This is a genomic window from Pseudomonas sp. BP11-1-1 (genome assembly GCF_052112105.1).
Lineage (GTDB): Bacteria > Pseudomonadota > Gammaproteobacteria > Pseudomonadales > Pseudomonadaceae > Aquipseudomonas > Aquipseudomonas alvandae.
Genome location: NZ_JAUTYU010000005.1, coordinates 152,051 through 177,392, shown reverse-complemented (window position 1 = coordinate 177,392; position 25,342 = coordinate 152,051). Strand labels below are relative to the sequence as shown.

Annotated in this window: 23 protein-coding genes; 15 read left to right on the top strand and 8 right to left on the bottom strand. The window is 60.6% G+C overall.

The features are described from left to right. Positions 1–6 precede the first annotated feature (6 nt). The 8 genes from gloB to fabI all read left to right on the top strand — a co-directional run bounded on the left by gloB (position 7) and on the right by fabI (position 10,814). Positions 7–774, top strand: coding sequence for a hydroxyacylglutathione hydrolase (gene gloB, locus Q7C33_RS13205; RefSeq protein ID WP_030142631.1), 768 nt, complete (start codon positions 7–9; stop codon positions 772–774). A gap of 99 nt (positions 775–873) precedes the next feature. Beyond that, positions 874–2,322, top strand: coding sequence for a transglycosylase SLT domain-containing protein (locus tag Q7C33_RS13200; RefSeq protein WP_030142632.1), 1,449 nt, complete (start codon positions 874–876; stop codon positions 2,320–2,322). A 284-nt stretch (positions 2,323–2,606) separates the two neighbouring features. Then, positions 2,607–4,439 (top strand): extracellular solute-binding protein, encoded by a 1,833-nt coding sequence (locus Q7C33_RS13195; RefSeq protein ID WP_206768588.1) that lies wholly within the window; start codon positions 2,607–2,609, stop codon positions 4,437–4,439. Further along, positions 4,436–6,289 (top strand): extracellular solute-binding protein, encoded by a 1,854-nt coding sequence (locus Q7C33_RS13190; protein ID WP_407683515.1) that lies wholly within the window; start codon positions 4,436–4,438, stop codon positions 6,287–6,289. Before Q7C33_RS13195 ends, Q7C33_RS13190 begins: the two co-directional genes overlap by 4 nt. A gap of 4 nt (positions 6,290–6,293) precedes the next feature. Beyond that, positions 6,294–7,367, top strand: a complete 1,074-nt coding sequence (locus Q7C33_RS13185; protein ID WP_258650643.1) for a microcin C ABC transporter permease YejB — start codon at positions 6,294–6,296, stop codon at positions 7,365–7,367. 1 nt (position 7,368) lies between these two features. Continuing rightward, a complete protein-coding gene (locus tag Q7C33_RS13180) occupies positions 7,369–8,388 on the top strand; it encodes an ABC transporter permease (RefSeq protein ID WP_217861752.1) in 1,020 nt (339 codons plus the stop codon). 1 nt (position 8,389) lies between these two features. Then, positions 8,390–10,000 carry an ABC transporter ATP-binding protein gene (locus Q7C33_RS13175; RefSeq protein ID WP_407683514.1) on the top strand — a complete coding sequence of 537 codons (1,611 nt, stop codon included), beginning with the start codon at positions 8,390–8,392 and terminating at the stop codon, positions 9,998–10,000. 19 nt (positions 10,001–10,019) lie between these two features. After that, entirely contained in the window at positions 10,020–10,814 is a 795-nt protein-coding gene (fabI, locus tag Q7C33_RS13170; protein ID WP_003202751.1) for an enoyl-ACP reductase FabI, read from the top strand. A 53-nt stretch (positions 10,815–10,867) separates the two neighbouring features. Here fabI and Q7C33_RS13165 read toward each other — a convergent pair whose 3' ends face one another. From Q7C33_RS13165 to Q7C33_RS13150, 4 genes are all read right to left on the bottom strand, one after another. Further along, positions 10,868–11,281 carry a hypothetical protein gene (locus Q7C33_RS13165; RefSeq protein WP_334597438.1) on the bottom strand — a complete coding sequence of 138 codons (414 nt, stop codon included), beginning with the start codon at positions 11,279–11,281 and terminating at the stop codon, positions 10,868–10,870. Positions 11,282–11,287: 6 nt separating this feature from the next. Beyond that, positions 11,288–11,653, bottom strand: coding sequence for a lipid II-degrading bacteriocin (locus Q7C33_RS13160; protein WP_258650976.1), 366 nt, complete (start codon positions 11,651–11,653; stop codon positions 11,288–11,290). Continuing rightward, complete coding sequence (locus Q7C33_RS13155; protein WP_407683513.1) at positions 11,625–12,113, bottom strand: lipid II-degrading bacteriocin; 489 nt, start codon at positions 12,111–12,113, stop codon at positions 11,625–11,627. Before Q7C33_RS13155 ends, Q7C33_RS13160 begins: the two co-directional genes overlap by 29 nt. A 415-nt stretch (positions 12,114–12,528) precedes the next feature. Further along, positions 12,529–13,491, bottom strand: coding sequence for a GGDEF domain-containing protein (locus Q7C33_RS13150; RefSeq protein ID WP_258650636.1), 963 nt, complete (start codon positions 13,489–13,491; stop codon positions 12,529–12,531). A 119-nt stretch (positions 13,492–13,610) separates the two neighbouring features. On the opposite strand from Q7C33_RS13150, the gene Q7C33_RS13145 reads away from it, so the two are divergent. Further along, positions 13,611–14,435 (top strand): helix-turn-helix transcriptional regulator, encoded by an 825-nt coding sequence (locus Q7C33_RS13145; protein ID WP_030142641.1) that lies wholly within the window; start codon positions 13,611–13,613, stop codon positions 14,433–14,435. A gap of 177 nt (positions 14,436–14,612) precedes the next feature. Here the strand turns inward: Q7C33_RS13145 and Q7C33_RS13140 are convergent, their stop codons facing one another. Further along, positions 14,613–15,200, bottom strand: coding sequence for a LysE family translocator (locus Q7C33_RS13140; protein WP_407683512.1), 588 nt, complete (start codon positions 15,198–15,200; stop codon positions 14,613–14,615). Between the two features lie 177 nt (positions 15,201–15,377). On the opposite strand from Q7C33_RS13140, the gene Q7C33_RS13135 reads away from it, so the two are divergent. Continuing rightward, positions 15,378–16,832 (top strand): TrkH family potassium uptake protein, encoded by a 1,455-nt coding sequence (locus Q7C33_RS13135; protein ID WP_407683511.1) that lies wholly within the window; start codon positions 15,378–15,380, stop codon positions 16,830–16,832. 77 nt (positions 16,833–16,909) lie between these two features. Here Q7C33_RS13135 and Q7C33_RS13130 read toward each other — a convergent pair whose 3' ends face one another. Then, the gene (locus Q7C33_RS13130; RefSeq protein ID WP_198797478.1) at positions 16,910–17,398 is read right to left on the bottom strand and encodes a hypothetical protein; all 489 of its coding nucleotides are present in this window, start codon (positions 17,396–17,398) and stop codon (positions 16,910–16,912) included. 146 nt (positions 17,399–17,544) lie between these two features. On the opposite strand from Q7C33_RS13130, the gene Q7C33_RS13125 reads away from it, so the two are divergent. From Q7C33_RS13125 to Q7C33_RS13115, 3 genes are all read left to right on the top strand, one after another. Beyond that, complete coding sequence (locus Q7C33_RS13125) at positions 17,545–18,627, top strand: bifunctional transcriptional activator/DNA repair enzyme AdaA (protein ID WP_030142644.1); 1,083 nt, start codon at positions 17,545–17,547, stop codon at positions 18,625–18,627. Positions 18,628–18,650: 23 nt separating this feature from the next. Further along, positions 18,651–19,265, top strand: a complete 615-nt coding sequence (locus Q7C33_RS13120; protein WP_030142645.1) for a DNA-3-methyladenine glycosylase family protein — start codon at positions 18,651–18,653, stop codon at positions 19,263–19,265. Positions 19,266–19,394: 129 nt separating this feature from the next. Continuing rightward, positions 19,395–19,883, top strand: coding sequence for a GFA family protein (locus Q7C33_RS13115; protein WP_407683510.1), 489 nt, complete (start codon positions 19,395–19,397; stop codon positions 19,881–19,883). On the opposite strand, the gene Q7C33_RS13110 is transcribed toward Q7C33_RS13115, so the two are convergent. After that, positions 19,880–20,482, bottom strand: a complete 603-nt coding sequence (locus Q7C33_RS13110; protein WP_198797475.1) for a tRNA-(ms[2]io[6]A)-hydroxylase — start codon at positions 20,480–20,482, stop codon at positions 19,880–19,882. The genes Q7C33_RS13115 and Q7C33_RS13110 overlap by 4 nt on opposite strands. 159 nt (positions 20,483–20,641) lie before the next feature. Between Q7C33_RS13110 and Q7C33_RS13105 the strand changes: the two genes are divergently transcribed. After that, positions 20,642–21,505, top strand: coding sequence for a universal stress protein (locus Q7C33_RS13105; RefSeq protein WP_030142648.1), 864 nt, complete (start codon positions 20,642–20,644; stop codon positions 21,503–21,505). Between the two features lie 105 nt (positions 21,506–21,610). Here the strand turns inward: Q7C33_RS13105 and Q7C33_RS13100 are convergent, their stop codons facing one another. Beyond that, positions 21,611–22,081, bottom strand: coding sequence for a DUF1289 domain-containing protein (locus tag Q7C33_RS13100; protein ID WP_407683509.1), 471 nt, complete (start codon positions 22,079–22,081; stop codon positions 21,611–21,613). Between the two features lie 406 nt (positions 22,082–22,487). On the opposite strand from Q7C33_RS13100, the gene acnB reads away from it, so the two are divergent. After that, positions 22,488–25,097, top strand: a complete 2,610-nt coding sequence (gene acnB / locus Q7C33_RS13095) for a bifunctional aconitate hydratase 2/2-methylisocitrate dehydratase (RefSeq protein WP_407683595.1) — start codon at positions 22,488–22,490, stop codon at positions 25,095–25,097. Positions 25,098–25,342 lie beyond the last annotated feature (245 nt).

Here is a 25,342-nt window from a genome sequence, read left to right as displayed (position 1 = left end):
TCCACGATGATACAGATCAGTGCCCTGCCCGCGTTTACCGATAACTACATCTGGTTGTTACAGGACCACTCGACCCAACGCTGCGCCGTGGTCGATCCCGGCGATGCCGCGCCCGTACGGGCCTGGCTCGACGCCCATCCCGGATGGACCCTGAGCGACATCCTGGTCACCCACCACCATCATGATCATGTCGGCGGTGTCGAATCGCTGAAAAGCGCAACGAACGCCACGGTCTACGGCCCGGCCAGCGAAAACATCCCGGCGCGGGACATCGCCCTGGGCGACAACGCGAAGATCACTGTGCTCGGCCTGGACTTCGATGTCCATGCCGTGCCAGGGCACACGCTGGGCCATATCGCCTATTACCACCGCGGCCTGCTGTTCTGCGGCGACACGTTGTTCGCCGCCGGTTGCGGCCGGCTCTTCGAGGGCACGCCCGAGCAAATGCACCATTCCCTGAGCCGGCTCGCCGCGCTGCCTGAAGACACCCTCGTCTATTGCACCCATGAATATACCCTGAGCAACCTGAAGTTTGCCGCCGCAGTCGAGCCGGGCAATCCGGACGTCGCCGCCCGCCTGGAAAAAGTCGTCGAGCAACGCAACCAGGGCGTCATGACCCTACCTTCGACCCTGGCGCTGGAAAAACTCACCAATCCATTTTTGCGCACGGCTGAAACATCCGTTAAACAAAAAGCAGACGAACGGAACGGCCAGCGAAACCAGACGCCGAGTGAGGTTTTTGCAGCCTTGAGGGCCTGGAAAGATAAGTTCTAAGGCAGCTATCGATTGATACAAAAATTCTGAATGGTTGACCTGTTGGGGTGCGCTTCCTAGAATCGGCCGACATTTTTGCCCGGAACTTACTTCCAGCCAATGTCGTCATCTATCCGTAGGTCCGTCCAGTCAGACACATTGACCCGCTTGGCTCAAGCCATCGCGGTGGCTGTGTCCGCCACGCTGGCGGGCTGTCAGAGCAGCGGCCAGATGCCGCAGACCGATGCTGCGCATAAGCCGAATGTCGCCGCGCGGGCCAAGCAGAAGCCCGTATGGCTCACGGAAAAGCCCACCCCCCAGGTGCCCCAGGACGTCTGGGAGCGCATGCGCCAGGGCTTCCAGCTCCAGGAAACCGCCGGCGTCAACCCGCGCATCGAGCAGCAGCGCCTGTGGTTTGCCAGCAACCCGTCCTTCCTGGAAAACGCCGGCGAGCGCGGCAGCCTGTACATCCATTACATCGTTGAGCGTCTCGAAGAACGCAACATGCCGCTGGAGCTGGCGCTGCTGCCAGTAATCGAAAGCGCCTACAACCCCATGGCCTACTCACGGGCCAACGCGGTGGGTCTGTGGCAATTCATCCCGTCCACCGGCCGTTATTTCAACCTGCGCCAGACCCGCTTCTACGATGGGCGCCGCGACATCACCGCGTCCACCACGGCCGCCATGGACTACCTGACGCGCCTGCACGACATGTTCAACGGCGACTGGTTGCTCGCGCTGGCGGCCTACAACGCAGGCGAAGGCACGGTCAGCCGGGCCATCGAACGCAACGAGAAGCTTGGCCTGCCCACCGACTACTGGAACCTGCCGCTGCCCAGCGAAACCCAGGCCTACGTGCCCAAGCTGCTGGCGCTGTCCCAGGTCGTGATGGCCCCCGATGCGTATGGCGTGAACCTCAACCCGATCGCCAACGAACCCTACTTCCAGGTCGTCGAGATCAACCAGCGCATGGACCTGTCCAAGGTCGCGGCAGTCGCCAACATCGACGAAGACGAGCTGTTCCAGCTCAACCCGGCCTTCAAGCAACGCACCACCATCGACGGCCCGCAGCACCTGCTCGTCCCGACCTCCAAGGCGCAACTGCTGACAGCCAGCCTGTCGACCATGCGCCCGGAAGAATTGATCAGTCCACGCTCGCTCAAGCCGGTCTTCGAGACCGCCGATGACAGCGAAGTGGAAGGCGCAAGGCGCACCTACCGCGTCAAGCGCGGCGACAACCTGGCCCAGATCGCCAAGGCCAACAACGTCGAGACCAAGGACCTGCAACGCTGGAACAAGCTCAGCGGCAACAAGCTCAAGGTTGGGCAGACCCTGGTGATGCAGGACGTCAAGGCCACCAAGGCCGGCGGCAAGCGCATCAACACCGTCGTGGCCGCCAAGGGCAAGGAACAAAAGAAGCAGACCCAATACAAGGTCAAGCAGGGTGACTCGCTGTATGTCGTCGCCAAGCGCTTCAACGTCGAAATGCAGCACCTCAAACGCTGGAATCCCAGCATGGGCAAGGCACTCAAGCCTGGGCAGATGCTGACGGTCTATTCCCCTCACTGACACCGGGGTTCTTGTAGCAAGGGGCTTGTTGTGGCGAGGGGATTTATCCCCGCTGGGCTGCGAAGCAGCCCCCTGGATCTATCTGATACACCGGGTTGTCAGGTTTTAGGGGCGCTTCGCGCCCCAGCGGGGCGGTGCGACGTTTCGCTAAATCCCCTCGCCACAACTGCCTTCTGCCCAGTAGGTATCACTGCCTACAGAAGCCCCACCGCCTTTTTCCTGCCGATACAAGCTGTTACTGTACAGCCCATAACAGCCCAAGCCGCCTGGATCGGATCCCAGACTTGATACGTCCCCTCCTCCTGCTCCTGATCAGCCTGGCCTTGAGCTCCCCCGCCGGCGCCACCATCAGCGAAAGCCATGGCTATGCGCAGTTCGGCACGCTCAAGTACCCGGCCAGGTTCACCCACTTCGACTGGGTCAACCCGCAAGCGCCCAAGGGCGGCACCTTGCGGATCATGGCGTTCGGCACCTTCGACACCCTCAATCCCTACACCTTCAAGGGCAGCAGCCCGGTTTCCACGCCGAACTTCCTGCAATACGGCATCAACGAGCTGAACGAACCGTTGATGGTCGGCACCGGCCAGTACGCGCCATCCGGTGACGAACCGACGTCAAGCTACGGCCTGATCGCCCAATCCGTGGAGTACAGCGAGGACCGCAGTTGGGTGGTGTTCAACCTGCGGCCCGAGGCGCGCTTTCACGACGGTGTGCCGATCACCGCCTATGACGTGGCGTTCTCCTACCGGACGCTGCTCAAGGACGGCCATCCGCAATACCGGACCAATCTCCAGGAAGTGCTGCGAGTCGACGTCCTCAGCCCACTGAAAATCCGTTTTGTGTTCAAGCGCTCGGGCAATCCGCTGCTGATCTTGCGCCTGGGCGAACTGCCGGTGTTGCCGCAGCACTACTGGAAAGACCGCGATTTCAAGGCCACCACCTTCGATCCGCCCTTGGGCAGTGGCCCTTACCGCATCACCAAAGTGCAGCCAGGCCGCCAGTTGGTGTTCGAGCGGGTCAAGGATTACTGGGGCAAGGATCTGCCGGTCAATCGCGGCAAGTACAATTTCGATCGAATGGAAGTCGAGTTCTACCGCGACAGCGACGTCGCCTTCGAAGCCTTCAAGGCCGGCGAATTCGACATCTACATCGAGCACCAGGCCAAGAACTGGGCCAACGGCTACAACTTCCCGGCGGTGGACCGTGGCGAGGTGATCAAGGCGCAGATTCCCCATCAGATTCCGACCCAGACCCAAGGCCTGTTCATGAACACCCGGCGCAACACCTTCGCCGAGGTCAAGGTGCGCGAAGCGCTGGGGCTGATGTTCGATTTCGAGTGGACCAACCGCACCCTGTTCAGTGGCGCCTACAAGCGTACCCTCAGCTACTACCCCAACAGCGAGTTCTCCGCCACCGGCCTGCCCGTGGGCCACGAATGGCTGCTGCTCAAGCCGTATCGCGAACAGCTGCCGCTGCGTTTGCTGACCGAACCGTTCAGCCTGCCCCAGACGGACGGACGCGGTATTCCCCGGGAAACCTTGCGCAAGGCCCTCGGCCTGCTGAAGGAGGCCGGATGGACCCTCGACGGCCAACGCCTGCTGAACGCCGACGGCCAGCCCCTGCGCTTCGAGATCCTGCTGGTGAACCCGAACCTGGAGCGCATCCTGCAACCCTACGTCGAGAACCTCGCCAGCGTCGGCATCCAGGCCCGGCTGCGCACGGTGGATCGGGCCCAGTACAAGCAGCGCCTGGACCAGTTCGATTTCGACATGATCCTGCTGACCCTGAACCAGACGCTCAGCCCGGGCCTCGAGCAGTGGCAGTATTTTCACTCCAGCCAGGTCGGGATCAAGGGCAGCAAGAACTATGCGGGCATCGCCAACCCCGTCGTCGATCACCTGCTGGAAAAGCTTCTCGCCGCCCAGACCCGCGATGAACAAGTCGCGGCGGGCAAGGCCCTGGATCGCGTGCTGCTCTGGCAGCATTACTGCATTCCCAACTGGTATATCAATTATCATCGCCTGGCGTACCGCAACCGGTTCGCCTTCGTCACCACGCCGCCCTATACCTTGGGCTTGAGCGCCTGGTGGCTGAAATCTTCGGAGAAAGATCAATGAAGCCTTTACGCGCCCTGCTCCTGCAGGCCAGCAGCCTGCTATTCGCCGGGTTGGCCTGTGCCGCGCCGCAGCACGCCGTGACCTTGTACAACGAGCCTCCCAAGTACCCGGCCAACTTCAAGCATTTCGACTACGTCAACCCGGACGCACCCAAGGGCGGCGTGTTCCGCCAGGGCGGCTTTGGCGGCTTCGACAGCCTCAATCCGTTCATCAGCAAAGGCGTGCCGGCCGATGACATCGGCCTGATCTACGACACCCTGGCCAAGCAGGGCCTGGACGAACCCTTCACTGAATATGGCCTGGTCGCCGAAAAAATCGAGAAAGCCCCGGATAACGCTTGGGTACGTTTCTACCTGCGCCCCGAAGCCCGCTTCAACGACGGCCATCCGATGCGCGCCGAAGACGTGGTGTTCAGCTTCCAGACGTTGACCAAGGACGGCGCGCCGATGTTCCGTGGCTATTACAACGACGTCGCCGAAGTCATCGCCGAAGACCCACTCAAGGTGCTGTTCAAGTTCAAGCACACCAACAACCGGGAATTGCCGTTGATCCTCGGCCAATTGCCGGTATTGCCCAAGCATTGGTGGGCCAGCCGCGACTTCAGCAAGGGCAACCTGGAAATCCCCCTGGGCAGCGGCCCGTACAAGGTCGCCGAAGTGAAGGCCGGACGCTCGATCCGCTACGAGCGGGTCAAGGATTACTGGGGCAAGGACTTGCCGGTCAATCGCGGCTTCTACAATTTCGATGTGCTGGTCACCGACTACTACCGCGACAACACCGTGGCAGTCGAGGCGTTGAAAGCCGGGCAGTTCGATTACTGGCTGGAAATGACTGCCAAGAACTGGGCCAACGCCTACAACATCCCGGCCGTGACCGAAGGCCGGCTGATCAAGGAACAGATCCCCAACGGCAATCCTACCGGCATGCAGGGTTTTATTTACAACCTGCGCCGGCCGGTCTTCCAGGACATACGAGTGCGCAAGGCCCTGAGCCTGCTGTTTGACTTCGAATGGACCAACAAGCAGCTGTTCAACGGTGCCTACGCCCGCACCCGCAGTTATTTCGAAAATTCTGAGATGGCCGCCACCGGCCTGCCTGGCGAAGATGAACTGAAGATTCTCGAACCCCTGCGCGGCAAGATTCCCGAGCAGGTGTTCACTGAAGCCTTCCAGGCTCCGATCTGCGACGGCAGCGGTATGATCCGCGACCAACAGCGCAAGGCCTATCAACTGCTGCAAGAAGCCGGCTGGCGCATCGTCGACGACAAGATGGTCGATGCCCAAGGCAAACCGGTGGTGCTCGAATTTTTGCTGGCTCAAACCGACTTCGAGCGGGTCTTGCTGCCGTTCAAGCGCAACCTGAGTGACTTGGGCATCGAACTGGTGATCCGCCGCGTCGATGTATCCCAGTACATCAACCGTGTACGCTCCCGGGATTTCGACCTGGTGGTGGGCAGCTTTCCGCAATCCAGTTCGCCGGGTAATGAACAGCGCGAATTCTGGATGTCTGCCGCGGCCGACAAGCCAGGCAGCCGCAACACCATGGGCCTGAAGGACCCGGCCGTGGATCAATTGGTGGAACAACTGATCAACGCCGACTCGCGCAAGAGCCTGGTGGCGAACGCCCGGGCACTCGACCGGGTGCTGCAGTGGGGCTACTACGTGATTCCCAACTGGCACATCAAGACGTGGCGCGTCGCCTACTGGAACCACATTGGTCATCCGAAAATCACGCCGACCTATGACATCGGCACGACCACCTGGTGGGTCAAGCCGGAGGTCAAGCCGGCCGATGAAGTAGAGAGGCAGGTCATCGAGCAGCAAATCGCCGCCCCTGCGAGCGTGGAGTAACGAAATGCTGGCTTACATTTTTCGGCGACTGTTGCTGATCATCCCGACCCTGTTCGGCATTCTGTTGATCAACTTCGTGATCATCCAGGCCGCGCCCGGCGGGCCGGTCGAGCAGATGATCGCCAAGCTCGAAGGCTTCGAAGGCGCCACCAGCCGAATCGCTGGCGGCGGCGCCGAAGTGTCGGTGGCCGGTTCCTCCTACCGTGGCGCCCAGGGCCTGGATCCGGCGCTGGTCAAGGAAATCGAACGTATGTACGGCTTCGACAAGTCGGCCCCCGAACGCCTGTGGATCATGATCAAGAATTACGCCCACCTGGATTTCGGCGACAGTTTCTTCCGCGACGCCAAAGTCATCGACCTGATCAAGGAAAAGATGCCGGTGTCCATCTCCCTCGGGCTGTGGAGCACGCTGATCATGTACCTGGTGTCGATTCCGCTGGGGATCGCCAAGGCGACGCGCCACGGCAGTCATTTTGATGTGTGGACTAGCTCGGCGATCATTGTCGGCTACGCCATCCCATCGTTCCTGTTCGCCATCCTGCTGATCGTGGTGTTTGCCGGGGGAAGCTATTTCGACTGGTTTCCCCTGCGAGGACTGACCTCCAACAATTTCGACGAGCTGACCCTGGGCGGCAAGATCCTCGATTATTTCTGGCACCTGGCGTTGCCCGTGACAGCGCTGGTGATCGGCAACTTCGCCACCATGACCTTGCTGACCAAGAACAGCTTCCTTGATGAGATCAACAAACAGTACGTGGTCACAGCCAAGGCCAAGGGCCTCACGCGCAACCGAGTGCTGTACGGCCATGTGTTTCGCAACGCAATGCTGCTGGTGATCGCCGGGTTCCCCTCGGCGTTCATCGGGATTTTCTTTACCGGCTCGCTGCTGGTGGAAGTGATCTTCTCCCTCGACGGCCTCGGCCTGATGAGTTTCGAAGCGGCCATCAACCGCGACTACCCGGTGGTGTTCGGCACCCTGTTCATCTTCACCCTGCTGGGGCTGGTGGTGAAGCTGGTCGGCGACCTGACCTACACCCTTGTCGATCCCCGCATCGACTTCGAAAGCCGGGAGCATTGAGATGAACCTGTCCCCACTCAATCGCCGCCGTTTCGAACTGTTCAAGGCCAACAAGCGTGGCTGGTGGTCGCTGTGGCTGTTCCTGATCCTGTTCGGGCTGAGCCTGGGCGCCGAGTTGATCGCCAACGACAAGCCGCTGGTGGTGCATTACGACGGCGGCTGGTACTTCCCGGCCCTCAAGCGCTACCCCGAGACCACCTTCGGCGGTGAGTTCCCGCTGGAGGCCAACTACAAGAGCCCGTACATTCGTGAGTTGCTCGCTGCCAAGGATGCCTGGGTGGTGTGGGCGCCGATTCCGTTCAGCTACCAGAGCATCAACTACGACTTGAAAGTCCCGGCCCCGGCGCCGCCCTCCTCGGTGAACTGGCTCGGCACCGACGACCAGGGCCGCGATGTGCTGGCGCGAGTCATCTATGGCTTTCGTATCTCGGTGCTGTTCGCGCTGACGTTGACGATACTCAGCTCGATCATCGGCGTGATCGCCGGAGCCCTGCAGGGTTTCTATGGCGGCTGGGTGGACCTGGCCGGCCAGCGTTTCCTGGAGATCTGGTCCGGGTTGCCGGTGCTGTACCTGCTGATCATCCTCGCCAGTTTCGTCCAGCCCAATTTCTGGTGGCTGCTGGGCATCATGCTGCTGTTTTCCTGGATGAGCCTGGTGGACGTGGTCCGCGCCGAGTTCCTGCGCGGGCGCAACCTGGAATACGTGCGCGCCGCACGGGCGCTGGGCATGCAGAACGGTGCGATCATGTTCCGCCACATCCTGCCCAACGCCATGGTCTCGACCATGACGTTCATGCCGTTCATCCTCACCGGCGCCATCGGCACCCTCACCGCCCTGGATTTCCTCGGCTTCGGCCTGCCGGCGGGCGCGCCCTCCCTGGGCGAGCTGGTGGCCCAGGGCAAGTCCAACCTCCAGGCGCCGTGGCTGGGCATCAGCGCGTTCGCCGTGCTGGCGGTCATGCTGAGCCTGCTGGTGTTCATCGGCGAGTCCGCTCGCGATGCCTTCGATCCGAGGAAGTGATATGAACCAGGACAATCTGATCGAAGTGCGCGACCTGGCGGTGGAATTCATCGTCGGCGAACGCCGCCAGCGGGTGGTCGAGGGCGTCAGTTTCGACATCAAGCGCGGCGAAACCCTGGCCCTGGTGGGCGAAAGCGGCTCCGGCAAGTCCGTGACGGCCCACTCGATACTGCGTTTGCTGCCCTACCCGCTGGCCCACCACCCCACCGGGACCATCCAGTATGCCGGCCAGAACATGTTGGGCCTGAAGGAAAAAACCATCCGCCACATCCGCGGCAACCGGATCGCGATGATTTTCCAGGAACCGATGACCTCCCTTAATCCGCTGCACTCCATTGAAAAACAGATCAATGAGGTGCTCGGCATCCACAAGGGCCTGACCGGCAAAGTCGCCACTCGGCGGACGCTGGAGCTGTTGGAGCTGGTCGGGATTCCCGAACCTCACAAGCGCCTCAAGGCCCTGCCCCATGAGCTGTCCGGTGGCCAGCGGCAACGGGTGATGATCGCCATGGCCCTGGCCAACGAGCCGGAACTGTTGATCGCCGACGAACCGACCACGGCACTGGACGTCACCGTGCAGCTGAAAATCCTCGACCTGCTCAAGGATTTGCAGGCGCGGCTGGGCATGTCGCTGCTGCTGATCAGCCACGATTTGAACCTGGTGCGAAGAATTGCGCATCGGGTATGTGTCATGCAGCGCGGTTGCATCGTCGAACAGGCATCGTGCGTAGAGTTGTTCCGCGCGCCGCAACATCCGTACACTCGGGAATTGCTGGCCGCCGAGCCCAGCGGCAACCCGGCAGACAACATCGTCGGCCCGCCGCTGTTGCAGGTCGAGGACTTGAAAGTCTGGTTTCCGATCAAGAAAGGCCTGTTCAAGCGCACGGTCGATTACATCAAGGCCGTGGACGGCATCCGCTTCAACCTGCCCCAGGGCCAGACCCAGGGCATCGTTGGCGAAAGCGGTTCCGGCAAGTCCACGTTGGGCCTGGCGATTCTGCGGTTGATCGGCAGCCAGGGTGGGATCCGCTTCGAAGGCAAGGATCTGGACAGCCTGACGCAACAGCAGGTCCGGCCGCTGCGCCGGGAAATGCAAGTGGTGTTCCAGGACCCGTTCGGCAGCCTGAGCCCACGGATGTGTGTGAGCCAGATCGTCGGCGAAGGGTTGCGGATCCATAAGATCGGCACCCCGGCCGAACAGGAACAAGCGATAATCGCGGTATTGAAGGAGGTAGGCCTGGACCCGGAAACCCGGAACCGCTACCCCCATGAATTTTCCGGAGGGCAACGGCAGCGTATCGCCATTGCCCGGGCCCTGGTGCTCAAGCCGGCGTTGATTCTATTGGATGAACCGACGTCGGCCCTGGACCGTACCGTGCAACGCCAAGTGGTGGAGCTGTTGCGGTCGCTGCAAACCAAGTACAACCTGACGTACCTGTTTATCAGCCATGACCTGGCTGTCGTCAAAGCGCTGAGCCACCAGCTGATGGTGGTCAAGCATGGCCAAGTGGTCGAACAAGGTGATGCCCGCAGCATATTCGCCGCGCCGCAACACCCCTATACACAGCAGTTGCTGGAGGCCGCCTTCCTGGCCCCAACAACTGCCGAATAACCTGAAAGAGGAGCAACACATGGGTTTTCTCGCCGGTAAGCGCGTACTGATCGTCGGTGTCGCCAGCAAGCTGTCCATCGCATCCGGCATCGCCGCCGCCATGCATCGCGAGGGCGCTGAGCTTGCCTTCACTTATCAGAACGACAAACTCAAGGGTCGTGTCGAAGAGTTCGCGCAAGGCTGGGGTTCGAGCCCTGAGCTGTGCTTCCCGTGCGACGTGGCCAGCGATGAAGAAATCGCCAAGGTCTTCGAAGAACTGAGCAAGAAGTGGGACGGCCTGGACTGCATCGTGCACTCCGTGGGCTTCGCCCCGGGCGACCAGTTGGACGGCGACTTCACCGAAGCCACCACCCGTGAAGGTTTCCGCATTGCCCACGACATCAGCGCCTACAGCTTCGTGGCCCTGGCCAAGGCCGGTCGCGAAATGATGAAAGGCCGCAACGGCAGCCTGCTGACCCTGTCGTACCTGGGCGCCGAGCGCACCATGCCGAACTACAACGTCATGGGCATGGCCAAGGCTTCCCTGGAAGCCGGCGTTCGCTACCTGGCCGGCTCCCTGGGCCCGGATGGCACCCGCGTGAACTGCGTATCGGCCGGCCCGATCCGCACCCTCGCCGCCTCCGGCATCAAGAACTTCCGCAAGATGCTGGCCGCCAACGAAGCGCAAACCCCGCTGCGTCGCAACGTCACCATCGAAGAAGTCGGCAACGCCGGCGCCTTCCTGTGCTCGGACCTCGCGTCGGGCATCAGCGGTGAAATCATGTACGTGGACGGCGGCTTCAACACCACCGCCATGGGTAATATCGAAGAGTAATCTTCGCGCTTCAACAAAAACGCCGCTTGCCCTGAAAGGGACAAGCGGCGTTTTTAGTTTGCCTTGTGTGGAATGGCTAACAACACCCCGACGAAAGAGAGTAAAAACAACAACGCCGCCAGTACTCCCGAAATACTGTCATACATATAGGCCACTGAAACCAACATCCCTAGAAGTGAAGTTATAACAAACGGAGCATTGGAAAATACATACAGACCTATATGCAGCCTGAACGAGCCGTGCTTGAGAAGCTTACGCGCAATACTACCTAATCCCGTCAGAGCCACTGATGTCACGGCCAGTATGATCAATACGACCAAATAGATCGAAACAGGGGGCAACCCATAGGTGTCATTGAGATCTCCACGATTCTCCACCACACCGTCTGACGGAAAGAAAAACAGCATTGCACAGGCTGCCAGAATGCTAATAACAGCCGCTACCAACCTCTTCTCTCTGCGAATCATAGTGGGTTACCTTGAAAAATTGATGGGGAGCTCACCCGTAATCCGTATCTCATAATCCTGTGCTCGGGCCACGCGTCCCACTTGACGCAGCGCGCTGGTCGCGCCCTCGTCAAATATCGCACGATGGTTGCTGGCATTGGCGTCATAGCGATCCGAAAAAGCCTTGGCGGTACCGGCAAATTTCAGGCTACCCGATGTATTGCGGATTACCTCACCGGTAATTTGAAGCGTGATATTTCCAAGATATATTCTCGCGATGTTCGAGTCCTGAGCTGTGGAGTAGGGAACCCTTAGATTAACGGTGGTTACGCCAATTCCAGCCGTGTTGATAATCGCCATCAAGTCAGGAATTTTTTTCGGCGCTGGGCTGATCCCAGTTCTGTCGAGTCGAACGCTGACAGCGTTTGCCCTTCCCCAGCAGCCAATGACCGATAGCCCTGAAAGGGGTAAAAATACCTCCAGAAAATTCCTGTTCGACTGCCAGTTGTTCAGTATTTTTTATTTTGGCTCCTTCTTTTATTCCAAGTTTCCAAGCGTTAGCGGTATCAAGCTTGGGATTTTTTAGCATTAGCAGATCTGCTCCGTGTGCAACCTTCAAATCACCTATGATGAAGCCATCCAACCCATAACGGATGGGTCGATTATTACGCATGGCTTCAAGGTGACGCCCGAGCATTTGCGGCCAATGACCTCGTTCGTAAGCCACGTTGCGCTCTTGGATCATTTTTCCAATCATCGCCATTGGAGCGGGAGATGGGAGACCTCCTCCGCTTCCGCGGGACGTACCATATGTTTCGGGATAAACATATGTCAGGGGAAGTTCGTTGTTCATGGGGACACCTAATCAAGTCAAATAGGTGTAACGCTGCGGTTGTGACTCAGCATTACGGGATGCAAAACCCATCTTGCATATTCCCCGTGCCCATCGTGCGGTACATATTTATAGCGTTGCACCTATTATCAAATTGGCACGTTGCGCAAAACTCGCCGTCCTACGTTGCGGTCTTTGAAATGAGTCAAGATTTCCGTTGCAAATGCCCCCTTGGATTTAGCGCCTATAATTGATCTTCAGGTTGCAGAAAAACGCCGCTTGCCCAGGAAAGGACAAGCGGCGTTTTTTTGCCCTGCACAATACTTGTGGGAGCGGGCTTGCTCGCGATTGCGGCGGATCAGCCGATGGTGATGAGCGCCAACTGACCCACCGCTTTCGCGAGCAAGCTCGCTCCCACAGGGTACTGTGGCCAGGGCTATCGGCGCTGTGCCTGCTTCTGCCGGTACATCGCCGCATCCGCCTCCGCCAGCAGGCTGTCGATCGATGCATGCCGCTCGGGGTCGTATTCGATCTGGCCAACGCTGAAACCGATGTCGTAGCCGCGCTGCAACGTCGCGTTGCGCTCGTCGAGAATTTCCCTGAGCCGCGCCATGATCGCGGTCGTCTCGACATGGGAGGACCCGGTGAGCAACGCCACGAACTCATCACCGCCAAGACGGCCGATGACGTCACTTTCGCGGAAGGCGATGCGCAGCACGTCGGCAAAGGTCTTCAGCGCGCAATCGCCCTCGGCATGCCCGAAGCGATCGTTGATGGGTTTGAAATCGTTGAGATCAAAAAACAGCAGCGTGGCCGGCCGTGAAAGCCGATCGCAAACGTTCAGCGCATGCTGGGCCAACGTCTTGAAGCCGCGCCGATTCGACAACAGCGTCAGTTCATCCATGCTGGCCATCTGCACGGCGATCAATTCCTGCTCGGCCATGCTCGCCAGATCCCGCAGCAGCTCGCGCTCTTCGTCATTGAGCTTGCGCGGCTTGGTGTCCAGCAGGCACAAGGTGCCCATCTTGCTGCCATCGCCCAGGCCCAACGGGTGTCCGGCATAAAAGCGGATGCCGGGCTGGTCGGTAACCAGCGGGTTGTCATGAAACCGCTCATCCTGCTCCGCGTCGCAAATCTCCAGGAGCTCGTCTTGCAGAATGGCGTGCCCGCAGAACGATATCTCTCTCGGGGTTTCACTGGCATCCAGGCCGGCGCTGGACTTGAACCATTGCCGGTTGGCATCCACCAGTGAAACCAGGGCAAAAGGCACGTTGAACAGGCGTCGGGCGAGACGGGTGAGGCGGTCAAACCGCTCCTCGGGGGCGGTATCGAGCAACTTCAGCGATTGCAGGTTTTTCAGCCGGACGGCTTCGTTGTCAGGTTTGCCGGGCGCAAGCATCGGAAACTCCGTTGGCGAGAGTCCTTGCATTCTAGTCCAGGCCCGTGCCGAACTCGAACGGGCATTTTGCGGCACAGGCGAATACACTCAAGCAGCCAACAAAAACAGGACACTCATCGATGAAGCCCGCCAACCACGACGCCGCCCCACGCTTCTGGCGCGACGCGGCGCTGCCCTTTATCGAGGCCCGATCCATCGCCGATGGCCGCAAGGTCTGTTATTCGCGCCACGCCCACGACCATTTTTCCATTGGCGCGATCACGGGCGGACGCAGTACCTATCTGCACGAACAGTCGCGCTTCCAGGTCCAGAGCGGCACGGTGGTGCTGATGAACCCGGGCGATGTCCACGCCTGCAACCCGATCAACGATCAACCCTGGTCCTACGTGATGCTGTATGTCGACACGCAGTGGCTGCGGGACCTGCAACGGCGGATCGGCTTTGATCCGACGTTGGACTTCCAGGCATTCGACACGACGCACAGCCGGGACGTCGTGCTCTATTCCGGCCTGTGCGCGCTTTACGAAGTATTGGTGGACGAGCAGATCGATGCCGATGACAAGACAGGCGCCGCCATGGCGTTTTTCACTGACCTGCAGCATCGGCTCAACCCGGCGGGACGCCCGGATCGGGGCAGTCATCCGGCGCTGATGCGGGCCGCGCAGTTCATTCATGATCATTGCACCGAAGCCCTCAAGCTTGAAGACATCTGCGCCTTCGCCCAGCTTTCCCCATCCTATTTGAGCCGGGCGTTCAAACGTCACTACGGCATGACGCCCCATGCCTTCCTGATCAACCGGCGAATCCAGTTCGCCCGACGCCAATTGCGCGAGGGCAAGTTGATCGCCGACGTGGCGCTGGAGAGTGGGTTTGCCGACCAGGCGCATTTCCAGCGGGCCTTCAAGCAACACCTGGCGGCGACGCCCGGGCAGTATCGCGGCTGATGCCTGCGGTAGGAATCGTGGCGAGGGGATTTATCCCCGCTGGGCTGCGCAGCGGCCCCTATGAAGCTGTGGTTAGACCAATAGAAACCGGAATCAGCTTTTCAAAGGGATGCTGCGCATCCCAGCGGGGATAAATCCCCTCGCCACAACAGCGTTTCAACCGCAAGGATGGGTCGCTCAAGGCAACAACAGATACACCGCACTCGCCACCAGCAACGCCGCCATCGCCCGATTGAACAGGCGCATGGTCGCCGGATTCCCCAGCCAGGCACGTAGGAAGCTGCCGGCGTACGCCCAGCAGCCCACGGACAGGTAACAGATCACCAGGTAAATCGCCGCGAACTGCCACACCAGCGATGCCTCGCCATCGGCCACAAAAGCGCCCATCCCCGCGACGCAGGCCAGCCAGGCCTTGGGGTTGAGCCACTGCATCAGCGCGCCATGGAACATCGACGGCGCGCGCCCCTCGTCCCGGTCCCCCAGCGCGCCGTCGTCCATCGCCAGTTTCCAGGCCATGTACAACAGGAACGCCACACCCGCCAGTTGCACCACTCGCGTGAGGCCCGGCCAGCGCTGCAATACTTCGTGCAACCCCAACCCCATCAACACCAGCAGCAGGACAAACCCCAGGGTCGCACCAGCGACATGACGCAAGGTGGCGCGAAACCCATAGCGGGCCCCGGCGCTGAGGGCCACGATATTGACCGGCCCCGGGGTAATGGAAGCCACCAGCGCGAAGGTTGCCATGGAAAATATCAAGCTCATCACATAATCTTCTTCAGTTCAGGAAAGAGGCCCCAAAGGTAAACGGGCCTGCTCCGGGGGTATTGAAGAAAACTGCCTTGTCATCGAGCGCCACCGCTCATTTTTTTACGCAAACTTTACGCGGTAGGCGATTCACCAAAATCGATACTGTGCGGCTCATTGGATCAGGCGTTTCTCATGTCAATTGCGGTTCTGCGTCTCATCGGTTTCATCCTTGGTATTTTCCTGATCACCCTCGCGATCAGCATGGCGATTCCGCTGTTCACGCTGATGTTCTACGACCGCAACGATGACTTGTCGGCGTTTCTCTGGTCGAGCCTGATCACCTTCGTCTGCGGCATCGCACTGGTCGCCCGTGGCCGTCCGGAACACGCCCAGATGCGCCCCCGGGAAATGTACCTGCTGACCACCGCGAGTTGGATGTTCGTCTGCGCGTTCGCCGCCCTGCCCATGGTGTTCATCCAGCACATCAGCTACACCGATGCCTTCTTCGAGACCATGTCGGGCATCACCACCACGGGCTCGACCATCCTGACCGGGCTGGACACTGCATCCCCGGGCTTGCTGATCTGGCGCTCGATGTTGCACTGGCTCGGCGGAATCGGTTTTATCGGCATGGCCGTGGCGGTCCTGCCGTTGCTGCGGGTCGGCGGCATGCGGCTGTTCCAGACCGAATCATCGGACTGGTCGGAGAAAGTCACGCCGCGCTCTCACGTCGCGGCCAACTACATCCTGTGGATCTATGTCGGCTTGACCGCCCTCTCGACCCTGGCGCTGTGGCTGGCTGGCATGACGCCCTTCGAAGCGATCAACCATGCGATGTCGCTGATTTCCACCGGCGGCTTCTCCACCTCCGATGCATCACTTGCACACTGGCCGCAACCGGCGGTTCATTGGGTGTCGGTGGTCGTCATGATGGCCGGATCGCTGCCCTTCACGCTGTACGTAGCGACGCTGCGAGGCCACCGGCGCGCCTTGCTCAAGGATCAGCAAGTCAGGGGGTTCGTCGGGTTCCTGGTAGTCACCTGGCTGGTGGTCGGTACCTGGCTGAGCCTGAACAGCGACAACAGCTGGTGGGACGCGGTCCGTATCGTAGCGGTCAACGTCACGTCTGTTGTCACCACCACAGGCGTGGCACTGGGTGACTACACGCTGTGGGGCAGTTTCGCCCTGTTGCTGTTCTTTTACCTGACCTTCGTCGGCGGTTGTTCAGGGTCTACGGCCGGGGGCCTGAAGATTTTTCGCTTTCAGGTCGCCAAGGTCCTGCTGATGGGCAGCTTGAAGCAACTGATCCACCCCCGGGCGGTGATCCAGAAGAAATACAACAACCACCCCATCGACGAGGAAATCGTTCGCTCGCTGCTGACCTTCTCGTTCTTCTTCACCATCACGATCGGCGCCATTGCCCTGGGCCTCGCGCTGATCGGCCTGGACTGGACGACCGCCTTGACCGGCGCAGCCACTGCCGTGTGCAATGTGGGCCCGGGCTTGGGCAATATCATCGGCCCGGCCGGCAATTTTTCGACCTTGCCCGATTCGGCAAAATGGCTGCTGACCATCGGCATGCTCTTGGGGCGATTGGAAATCCTGACGGTGCTGGTGCTGTTCACGCCGGTGTTCTGGAAATACTGACCCTTCGCCACGGCCGATTGGCAGACGAAAAAAAGCCGCGATACCTGCAAACAGGCATCGCGGCTTCCTTCAAGCAATCAGCGGTCGTTCTTTATCGAAGAGCGGGTCGCGTTGGTCAGGCCCTTGGTGTTGTGAGTGCCTGGCGTGGCAGTGGAAATTGCCGACGCCTTGGTCAGGCCGCGCGCATCACGATCCTTGGCAATGGCTGAGGTCACGGAAGACTTGCTGGCACGATCGGTGCGGGTGGTACCGGTGTGCTTGCCGCTCAGGCCATGATCGCGGGTGCGGGTGCCGGTGTGGTCGCTGGCCAGTCCCTTGCCATGACCGCTGGAATCGCCCGACTTGTCATGGCCCTGGCCACCGCCAATGCCGCCCCCCATGCCACCACCGTGGCCGCCACCATTGCCGCCGCCGTTTCCGCCGCCGTTACCACCCCCACCCCCATTGCCACCGCCTGCGGCGTAGCTCGAACCGATTGGCGACAGGTCGGCAGGCAACAATGCCGAGGCACCGAACGCCAAGGCACAGACAGCGACGGCAATCAGGGTTTTCTTATGTTTGGACATGATGTCTCCGAAAGACAAAAACAGCGGGTGAACCTCTAAGACTCAAAGGTTCAATTTTTGTTCGTGAGCGTCCGACCAAATGACAGGAAAATTCCCTGTCGATTTTTCGGTGGAGTCGTCCCGGACGCGGTTCTATGCTCTGCCACATGAACCTACATGACTCGCTGCTCCCGCCCCACGCCGAGATGGTCCGCGCCATGCTCGAACGAGACACCGCCTATGAGGGGGTGTTTTTCACTGCGGTCAAGACCACCGGCATCTTCTGTCGCCCCAGTTGCACCGCGCGCAAGCCGAAACCGGAGAACGTGGAATTCTTTGCCCACGCCGACGAAGCCATGTCCGCCGGTTATCGAGCCTGCCTGCGCTGCAAGCCGCTGGACGCCGCGGCCATTGCGCCGCACTGGATCCAGGCGCTGCTCAAGGCCGTGGACGCCGAACCCGACCTGCGCTGGACCGACGCCCTACTACTGGAACAAGGCATCGAACCGCTGACATTGCGCCGCTGGTTCAAGCAGCATTTCGGCATGACGTTTCACGCCTACCTGCGCACCCGACGCCTGGGCATTGCCTTGGGCGGCATCAAGGACGGCGCTTCGATCGACAACGCAGCGTTCGATTCCGGCTATGAATCCCTGAGCGGTTTTCGTGATGCCTTCGTGAAATCCTTCCATATCACGCCCGGCCGGGCCGGCCTGAGTGAACCCTTGTTGTTCACTCGCCTGACCACGCCGCTGGGACCAATGCTGGCAATGGCCGAGCGCCGAGGCCTGGTGCTGTTGGAATTCCTCGACCGCCCGGCCCTGACCAAGGAGCTGGAGGAATTGCAGCAACGCTACGGCTACACGGTCGCACCGGGGCACAACGCTCATCTGCAACAGATCGAAACCGAACTGGCGGAGTATTTCGCCGGCAAACTCACGGTGTTCAACGTCCCGCTGCACATGCCCGGCAGTGCGTTCGCGGTCCGGGTCTGGGCCGAACTGCAGACAATCCCCTACGGTGAAACCCGCAGCTACGGTGCAGTCGCCTCCGCCCTGGGCAGCCCTGGCGCCAGCCGCGCCGTGGGCCTGGCCAACGGGCAGAATCGCCTGGCCATCGTCATCCCCTGCCACCGGGTGATTGGTGCCGATGGCTCGCTGACCGGCTACGGTGGCGGCCAGCCACGCAAGGCTTTTCTGTTGCGGCTGGAAAAAGCCAAGGTGCAGGTTTCACTGCCGCTGGCGTTTTGAACGTTCCGGAGGACCATCACCGGATGCCTGCGCCCTACCACGACGCCAGTGTCTTCCTGGCGAATCTCGACGAAGACTGGCGACGGCACGTCGAGGCGATTGGCCCTTGCCTGCTGCTGCCCAAGCCGGCCCGTGATCCCTATGAAGCCCTGGTCAGGGCGATCGCCTACCAGCAACTGCATGCCAAGGCAGGCGATGCGATCCTCGGTCGCCTCCGGGCGTTGTTCCCGGCGCAGGCGTTTCCCCGCCCCGAGCAGATCCTGGCGACAGACGTGGCGCAACTGCGCGGTTGCGGATTTTCCGCCAGCAAGATCACAACCCTCCAAGGCATCGCCCAGGCGACACTGGACGGCATCGTTCCCGATTACGCCACGGCGCGAGACATGGACGACGAAGCGCTGATCGAACGCCTGGTCAGCTTGCGCGGCGTCGGGCGTTGGACCGTGGAGATGCTCTTGATCTATAGCCTGGAGCGGCCCGATGTGCTGCCGGCGGATGACTTTGGGGTTCGCGAGGGGTATCGGCGGCTCAAGGGACTGGAGGCTCAGCCAAACCGCCGACAGATGATCGCTATCGGCCAGGCCTGGAGCCCTTATCGTACGGTGGCAGCGTGGTATTTGTGGCGGGTGCCGAAGTGATGCTGGCTGTACCGGCCTCTTCGCGAGCAAGCTCGCGAAGGCGTCCGCACATTCAACATAAATCCAACCGGCAAAAAACGCCGACCGTCTAGGCTGTACTGAACCATTTCCAATCCACTGGAGGTTCCCATGCACCTCGAAGGATCTTGCCACTGCGGCGCCGTGTCATTCAGCCTGGACAGCCGCCATCCCTACCCTTATCAGCGCTGCTATTGCTCGATCTGCCGCAAGACCCAGGGCGGCGGCGGTTTTGCGATCAACCTGGGGGGCGACGCGAAGAGCCTGAAGGTGCAAGGCCGCAAGCACATCACGGTCTATCACGCGCGACTGAAGGATGAAGGCGATAAACGCGCCCACCGCAGCAGCGCCGAACGACACTTTTGCTCGTTATGCGGCTCGGGGCTGTGGCTGTTCAGCCCGGAATGGCCGGAGCTGATTCATCCATTTGCCTCAGCCATCGACACGCCGTTGCCGGTACCGCCGGAGCACACTCATCTGATGCTGGGCTCCAAGGCCCCTTGGGTTGAGGTCGAGGCGCATCCGGGCGACCAACAGTTCGAGGTGTATCCCGAAGAGTCGATTGCCCAATGGCATGAGCGGTTGGGTTTGAGCCGTTAGGCCGGCACCCCACTGTGGAACCGGAATTCCACGTCCGGCGACTCGATCAGCTCCCGCTCGGCGGCGCGCACCTTGTCGATCACCTGGGCGATGTCCTTGGCGTCGCCGTACTGATAGGCCAGCTTCAAGTAACCCTGGAAATGCCGGGCCTCGCTTTTCAACAGGCCGAAGTAGAACTTACCGAGCTCCTCGTCCAGATGCGGTACCAAGGCCTCGAAACGCTCGCAGCTGCGGGCTTCGATAAAGGCGCCAACCACCAGGGTATCCACCAGTTTCACCGGCTCATGGCTGCGCACCACTTTGCGCAGGCCCGAGGCGTAGCGCCCGGCGGAAAGCTGGCGCAGGCCGACCTTGCGCTTTTTCATCAGGCGCATGACCTGTTCGTGATGCACCAGTTCTTCCCGGGCCAGGCGCGACATCATATTGATCAAGTCAACATGGGAATGGTACTTGGCGATCAGGCTCAGGGCAGTGCTGGCGGCCTTGAACTCGCAGTTCTTGTGGTCGATCAGCAAGGTTTCCTGATCGGCCAGCGCAGCCTGGACCCAGGCATCGGGCGTGCGGCAGCCAAGGAATTCGTGGATTTCGGGAAGGATCATGGGGCTCACGGGAAAAGGTAGTCGAGCAAAGGGCGCCGATTATACCGGGCTGCCTCCAGACCACCAGCCACCGCCGTTGATATGCATCAAGTCGACGGGCCATCCACAGCAACTATAGTTGAGCAACGCCATGCCTCTTTATTGCTGGAGACGCCGATCATGCAAGCCATTCGCAGCATCCTGGTGGTCATCGAACCCGAACATTCGGAAAGCCTGGCGCTCAAGCGCGCCAAGCTGATCGCCGGAGTGACCCAAGCCCACCTGCACTTGCTGGTGTGCGACAAGCACCATGACCACGCGGGCTTGCTCAGCGTGCTCAAGAGCGCGCTGCTGTCGGACGGCTACAGCGTCACCACCGAGCAAGCCTGGAACGATAGCCTCCACGAAACCATCATCGACGTGCAACAAGCCGAAGGCTGTGGCCTGGTCATCAAGCAACATTTCCCCGACAGCCCGTTGAAAAAAGCCCTGCTGACCCCGGCGGACTGGAAACTGCTGCGCCATTGCCCGACCCCGGTGCTGCTGGTCAAGACTACCGGTTCCTGGAAAGACAGGGTCATCCTCGCCGCTGTCGACGTCGGCAATGCCGATGGCGAGCACCGGCACCTGCACTCGACCATCATCGACCATGGCTATGACATCGCCCTCCTGGCCAAGGCGCATCTGCATGTCATCAGCGCCCACCCGTCACCCATGCTCTCGTCGGCCGACCCGACGTTCCAGCTCAAGGAAACCATCGAGGCCCGTTATCGCGAACAGTGCCGGGCGTTCCAGGCCGAATTCGACATTGACGACCAGCACCTGCACATTCAGGAAGGCCCGGCGGACGTGTTGATTCCCTACATGGCCCACAAGCTCCAGGCCGCGGTCACGGTGATCGGCACCGTGGCGCGCTCCGGTTTGTCAGGCGTGTTGATTGGCAACACCGCCGAAGCCGTGCTCGATGCGCTGGAAAGCGACGTGCTGGTACTCAAGCCGCAGGAGGTCGAGGATCACCTGGTGGAATTGGCGGTCAAGGAGTGAGGTTGTTGTCCTTAAGATCGCCATCGCGAGCAAGCTCGCTCCCACAGGGGTGTGGACTCCCAAGTCCAGTGTGGGAGCGAGCTTGCTCGCGATGGCCTTTAAGGCTCAGCCGCCAATCGCATCCTTCAGGAACCCCGGCGCGATATAGCGCTGGTAATGCGCTTCGGACAGCAGGAAAAATTCCCGATCAATGGCATCGCGCAGGTCCGGCAGCTCCCAATCGCGGAATTCGGGCAGCAGCACCATGCCGTAGGCTTCCAGATTGTTGATCACCCGCGCACCACGGGCGATCAACTGGTAGGCCCAGCAATATTCGGACTGGTGCGGCACGAAGCGGATCTTGCGCGCTTCCAGTTGCTGGCGCAGCAGCGCCGGGTCGAAAACCTCCAGCTTCGCCACAATCACCTGCACCAGCAGTTGCTCGAGCCGCATCCATACCGCGCGTTTTTCGTCCTCGTTGTAGCCGTTCCAGTGAATCACTTCATGGTGGAACCGCTTGCAGCCACGGCACACCAGGTCACCATAGACAGTGGAACAGAGGCCGACGCAGGGCGTCTTGATGAGCTGGTTGGGCATAAGGCAACGCACACGCAAAAACAGGACAGGCGGGCATGTTAGCCCTTTGTCTAAGATTGATCACCCCTCAAACCTGGAAGCCCAACTTACCTTTAATTTTTTTTTCCCGTAGAATCAGCCAGCCTTTTAAGGCGCCAATGTCCGTTAGAAGCTGTTTTCAAAGCGTCACGAGCACAGTCGTTCCTTCAGAGCGGTGTTGGCGAAGGGTCTTTCCAGCGGGGAAAGCCCAACGCCAACCCTCATCAGCTCCCGTTCTGCAGGCGTAAAACTTTGAAAGCAGCTTCTGTGAGGAACTCCGGCCATCCTGGCGCGGCGGCTCAAAAAGCCCCCTGCGCGCATGAATGCCGTGAGTTTCTGGATGAGCGTCCCGGACACCCATTTGGGACCACTGATGAGGGTAATAACTGTGCTTGAAGCCTACCGCAAACATATCAAAGAGCGCGCAGCACTGGGTATCGTTCCCCAGCCGCTTAACGCCGAACAAACCGCAGGCCTGATCGAGCTGCTGAAGAATCCTCCGGCTGGCGAAGAAGCTTTCCTCGTTGACCTGATCACCAATCGCGTTCCGCCTGGAGTCGACGAAGCCGCCTACGTCAAGGCCGGCTTCCTGTCCGCCCTGGCCAAGGGCCAGGCCCAATCCCCTCTGCTGGACAAGAAGCGCGCCGTCGAACTGCTCGGCACCATGCAGGGCGGCTACAACATCGTGACCCTGGTCGAGCTGCTGGACGACGCCGAACTGGCGCCAGTCGCCGCCGAAGAACTCAAGCACACCCTGCTGATGTTCGATGCCTTCCACGACGTGGCGGAAAAAGCCAAGAACGGTAACGTCCACGCCAAGGCCGTGCTGCAATCCTGGGCTGACGGCGAGTGGTTCAAGAAGCGCCCGGTACTGGCCGACAAGATCAGCCTGCGCGTGTTCAAGGTCACCGGCGAAACCAACACCGACGACCTGTCCCCTGCCCCGGATGCCTGGTCGCGTCCTGACATCCCGCTGCACGCCCTCGCCATGCTGAAAATGGCCCGTGACGGCATCGTTCCGGACGAGCAAGGCAAGACCGGCCCGATGAAGCAGATCGAAGAAATGCGCGGCCAAGGCTTCCCGATCGCCTACGTCGGTGACGTGGTTGGTACCGGTTCCTCGCGTAAATCGGCCACCAACTCGGTGTTGTGGTTCTTCGGCGACGATATCCCGTACGTGCCGAACAAGCGCGCTGGCGGTTTCTGCTTCGGCAGCAAGATCGCCCCGATCTTCTACAACACCATGGAAGATGCCGGCGCACTGCCGATCGAGTTCGACGTGTCGAACATGAACATGGGCGACGTGATCGACCTGTACCCGCACGCTGGCAAGGTCTGCAAGCACGGTACCGACGAAGTCATCACCACCTTCGAAATGAAGACCCCGGTGCTGTTGGACGAAGTCCGCGCTGGCGGCCGTATTCCGCTGATCATCGGCCGTGGCCTGACCGAGAAGGCTCGCGCCGAACTGGGCCTGCCACCGTTCGACCTGTTCAAGAAGCCTGAAGCGCCAGCCGAAAGCACCAAGGGTTTCACCCTGGCGCAGAAAATGGTCGGCAAGGCTTGCGGCCTGGCAGAAGGCCAAGGCGTTCGTCCTGGCACCTACTGCGAACCGAAAATGACCACCGTAGGCTCCCAGGACACCACCGGTCCAATGACCCGTGACGAACTGAAAGACCTGGCGTGCCTGGGCTTCTCGGCTGACCTGGTGATGCAGTCCTTCTGCCACACCGCGGCCTATCCGAAGCCGATCGACGTGACCACCCACCACACCCTGCCTGACTTCATCATGACCCGCGGCGGCGTTTCCCTGCGTCCGGGCGACGGCATCATCCACTCGTGGCTGAACCGCATGCTGCTGCCAGACACCGTGGGTACCGGTGGTGACTCGCACACCCGTTTCCCGATGGGCATCTCGTTCCCGGCCGGTTCCGGCCTGGTCGCGTTCGCCGCTGCCACCGGCGTCATGCCGCTGGACATGCCGGAATCGATCCTGGTGCGCTTCAAAGGCAAGATGAAACCTGGCATCACCCTGCGTGACCTGGTTCATGCCATTCCGTACTTCGCCATCCAGAACGGTCTGCTGACCGTCGAGAAGAAAGGCAAGAAGAACGCCTTCTCCGGCCGCATCCTGGAAATCGAAGGCCTGGAAGGCTTGACCCTGGAACAGGCGTTCGAACTGTCCGACGCCTCGGCCGAACGTTCGGCTGCCGGTTGCACCATCAAGCTGTCGAAAGAGTCGATCACCGAGTACCTGCAGTCGAACATCACCCTGCTGCGCTGGATGATCGGCGAAGGCTACGGCGATGCACGTACCCTGGAACGTCGCGCCCAAGCGATGGAAGCCTGGATCGCCGATCCGCAACTGATGGAAGCCGATGACGACGCCGAATACGCCGAAGTCATCGAGATCGACCTGGCCGACATCAGCGAGCCTGTGCTCTGCGCGCCGAACGACCCGGACGACGCCCGCCTGCTGTCCAGCGTTGCTGGCGAGAAGATCGACGAAGTGTTCATCGGCTCGTGCATGACCAACATCGGTCACTTCCGCGCCGCCGGTAAACTGCTGGATCAGGTCAAGGGTCAGCTGCCAACCCGTCTGTGGCTGTCGCCGCCGACCAAGATGGACGCTCACCAACTGACCGAAGAAGGCTACTACGGCATCTACGGCAAGGCCGGTGCACGGATGGAAATGCCCGGCTGCTCGCTGTGCATGGGTAACCAGGCACGCGTCGAGCCGAACTCCACCGTGGTCTCGACTTCGACTCGTAACTTCCCGAACCGTCTGGGTGACGGCGCGAATGTCTACCTGGCTTCGGCCGAACTGGCATCCGTAGCGTCCATCCTGGGTCGCCTGCCGACCGTCGAGGAGTACATGGAATACGCCGGCAAGATCGATAGCATGGCAGCGGACGTGTACCGCTACCTGAGCTTCGACCAGATCGCCGAGTTCCGTGAAGCGGCTGCAAACGCCAACATCCCGGTCGTCCAAGCCTAACGCTTAAGACGCCCAACTAAAAACGCCGCCCTTCTTGCGAGGGGCGGCGTTTTTTTATGCCTGGGATTTCACTGTCGGATGAAACTGTGGGAGCGGGCTTGCTCCCACAGGGATTGAGCATGAACACAAATTTTGAGAACACCCCAAAACCAATGTGGGAGCGAGCTTGCTCGCGATGGCGGCGGCACAGCCAACATCCCTGCCGACTGACCCACCGCTTTCGCGAGCAAGCTCGCTCCCACAGG